Origin of the sequence: Fulvivirga aurantia (assembly GCF_009711475.1) — a bacterium.
Taxonomy (GTDB): domain Bacteria; phylum Bacteroidota; class Bacteroidia; order Cytophagales; family Cyclobacteriaceae; genus Fulvivirga; species Fulvivirga aurantia.
This window is the reverse complement of sequence record NZ_SMMD01000503.1, coordinates 1-3,377: the sequence shown is the minus strand read 5'-3', so window position 1 is coordinate 3,377 and position 3,377 is coordinate 1. Positions and strand designations below refer to the sequence as shown.

Annotated in this window: 3 protein-coding genes; all 3 read left to right on the top strand. The window is 38.9% G+C overall.

Annotation, left to right across the window (positions count from 1 at the left end):
* The coding region (locus tag E1176_RS03680) for an anthranilate synthase component I family protein (protein ID WP_343030500.1) at positions 1-1,271 on the top strand (1,271 nt) is incomplete at its 5' end.
* Positions 1,272-1,342: 71 nt separating this feature from the next.
* Positions 1,343-2,806 carry a tRNA (N6-isopentenyl adenosine(37)-C2)-methylthiotransferase MiaB gene (miaB, locus tag E1176_RS03675; RefSeq protein WP_155209220.1) on the top strand — a complete coding sequence of 488 codons (1,464 nt, stop codon included), beginning with the start codon at positions 1,343-1,345 and terminating at the stop codon, positions 2,804-2,806.
* Between the two features lie 3 nt (positions 2,807-2,809).
* A partial coding sequence (locus E1176_RS03670; protein ID WP_155209219.1) for a sigma 54-interacting transcriptional regulator occupies positions 2,810-3,377 on the top strand: 568 nt, incomplete at its 3' end.

Genomic DNA, 3,377 nt, shown 5'->3' with positions numbered 1-3,377 from the left:
CATCATCACCTAACATAAAGACTAAAGCGTTGCATTGGGGTAATCGTTTTGTTTATTGCACTCTACTTAATTCTAATAAGTCCCAAAACTACCCTCACGAGCCGTTCATAGATGTACTGGCTGTTGGCAATGAAAACAGCTTTGAGTTTAAAGGCCCAGAGGATTTTTCTATTTTCCAGCAACTCATAGATAATAAACAAGAATGGTTATTTGGCCATATTGCTTATGACCTCAAAAATCATCTAGAGGATTTAGACAGTAAGCATAATGAGGAAGTTAAATTTCCGCTAATCACTTTTTTCGCAGCAGAGTCCCTTGTTTTCTTTCATGAAGATTCGATAGAAATCAAAACCAAGCATAACCCTCATGATATTTACGAGGAAATTATTGACTATCATCAAACTATCTTTGAGTCTTTTTCAGGAAAAGTAGCGCTACAAACATCCGAAAATGAATATGTTGACACGGTCAATAGCCTTATCAACCATATAATTGAAGGCGACATTTATGAGATCAACTACTGCGTAGAATTTCTAATTAACGAGCTGCAGATTGACCCGGTAGACTTTTACCAAAATTTATGTCTTAATTCGCCCACTCCATTTTCCACATTTTATAAAAACAAGCATAATTATGCCTTGGGAGCGAGCCCTGAAAGGTTTTTAAAGAAAGTAGGACAAAAACTTATATCACAACCAATTAAAGGAACCGCCAGAAGAGGAAGTAACACTGAGGAAGATCACCAGATTATAGAATACCTTCGTAATGATGAAAAAGAACGCGCGGAGAATATGATGATTGTCGATCTGGTGAGAAACGACCTGGCCAGAAGCTCTAAATCAGGTAGTGTCAAAGTAGAGGAAATGTTTGGTATCTACTCATTCAGGCATTGGCATCAAATGATATCTACAGTAACTTCTGAGGTTAAACCAGAATTGGAAATCGTAGACATTATTAAAAATGCCTTCCCGATGGGCAGCATGACTGGCGCACCAAAAATTAAGGTTATGCAACTCGTTGAAAAGTATGAAACGTTTAAAAGAGGACTATACTCCGGAGCTATCGGATACATAACGCCTGAAAAAGACTTTGATTTTAATGTCGTTATCCGCACACTTTTTTACGACCAACTCGCTTCTAAAGGAGCTTTTATGGTAGGTAGCGCGATTACTTATGACGCAAAACCACATCAAGAATACAAAGAATGCCTCCTAAAGGCTCGTCCTATTCTAGAAACTCTTCAAAATCTTGCGAAGAAACAACCTCAATAAATTTAACTGACAATATGTCACTTCTCCATCTAATTGTTACCTTTGCAATCTAATAAAATGTGAGGTTTGCAATGCAGAATTTAATCAGTGATTTAGACATCATTACTGAAGAAAAGAAGACTGAAGAAGCTTGTGAAACTGTAAAGGTTTCTAAAGACGAAAATACAGGTAAAGAAAGAAAACTGTACATCGAAAGTTACGGCTGTCAGATGAATTTTAGCGATAGCGAAATCGTGACTTCGATTATGCAGGAAAACGGTTTTGATACTACTTCCAATTTTAGCGAAGCAGATGTAGTTTTTCTCAATACATGCTCAATTCGAGAAAAAGCCGAACAGACGGTAAGAAAAAGACTTTCTCAATTTAATAGAGCAAAGCGAGAAAAGCCTGGAATGATGATCGGTGTACTTGGTTGCATGGCTGAGCGACTTAAAGATAAACTGCTCGAAGAGGAAAAGATTGTTGATCTGGTTGTAGGCCCTGACGCTTACCGCGACCTACCTGGTCTGGTAAAGCAGGTTGATGATGGACAAAAAGCTGTAAATACTTTCCTCTCAAGAGAAGAAACCTATGCTGACATAAGCCCTGTAAGGTTAAACTCAAATGGAGTGACAGCTTTTATCTCTATTATGAGAGGCTGCGACAATATGTGCTCATTTTGTGTTGTGCCATTTACAAGAGGCCGTGAGAGAAGTCGTGACCCCTACTCAATCGTAAAAGAAGCGCAAGATTTATATGACAAAGGATACCGAGAGGTTACTTTACTCGGGCAAAATGTGGACTCATACAAATGGTCACCAGAGGTAAATAATAAAGCCCGGTTAGAAAAATCTGAGGTGAGTGAAATTATAAATTTTGCTAACCTGATTGAAATGGTGGCAAAAGTAAGCCCGGATTTAAGAGTTAGATTCTCTACCTCACACCCTAAAGATATTACCGACCAGGTATTGCATACTATGAAAAAGTATGAAAATATCTGCAACTACATACACTTGCCTGCTCAAAGCGGTAATAGCCGAGTGCTAAAACTTATGAATAGAACATACACCAGAGATTGGTATATCAATCGGGTTGACGCTATTCGAGATATAATCGGAGAAGATTGCGGTATTTCTAGTGATATGATTGCTGGGTTTTGCTCAGAAACAGAAGAAGAGCATCAGGAAACTCTTACGCTGATGGATTATGTGAAATATGATTTCTCATACATGTTCTTCTACAGTGAGCGACCAGGCACGCTTGCAGCCAAGAAATATGAAGATGACATACCTCTTGAAGTGAAAAAACGTAGGTTAAGCGAAATCATAAACAAGCAGCAAGGGCATGCGTTAGAGCGTAATAAACGTGATATCGGAAAAGTACATCAGGTATTAATAGAAGGTACTTCTAAACGATCAGAAGATGATCTTCAAGGTAGAAACACAGCAAATAAAGTAGTAATATTCCCTAAAAAGCATTATTCAAAAGGCCAATATGTCAATGTCTTAGTAGAAGACTGTACTGCGGCTACTTTGTTTGGCAAAATTGTAGACTAAAAAATGGCAGACAAAGAGATATTGAGTATCAAGCAGCGCTTTGGCATCATTGGCAATTCTGCATTGCTTAACCATGCCATTCAGGTGGCTGCTCAGGTAGCGGCTACTGATATGTCAGTGCTTATCACCGGTGAAAGTGGTAGTGGTAAAGAGTCTTTTAGTAAGATCATACACCACCTCAGTCCGCGTAAGCATAATCAGTTTATTGCTATCAACTGCGGCTCAATACCTGAGGGCACTATTGATTCAGAGCTTTTTGGTCATGAAAAAGGGTCATTTACTGGTGCTCATGAAGCCCGAAAAGGATACTTCGAGGTAACGAATGGTGGTACCATTTTCCTTGATGAAATCGGAGAAATGCCGCTAGGAACTCAAGCCAGATTACTTAGAGTTTTAGAAAACGGTGAATTTATAAAGGTAGGGTCTTCTAAAGTACAGAAGACTGATGTGAGAGTCGTGGCAGCTACCAATGTAAACCTCATGAAGGCTGTTGAAGACAATAAATTTAGAGAAGACCTTTACTATCGATTAAGCACTGTTCCTATTTTCGTTCCTCCTTTGCGAGATCGCG

Excerpts from the sequence above, each read along its gene's own strand:
- miaB (WP_155209220.1), top strand. The coding sequence starts at position 1,343 with ATGCAGAATTTAATCAGTGATTTAGACATCATTACTGAAGAAAAGAAG.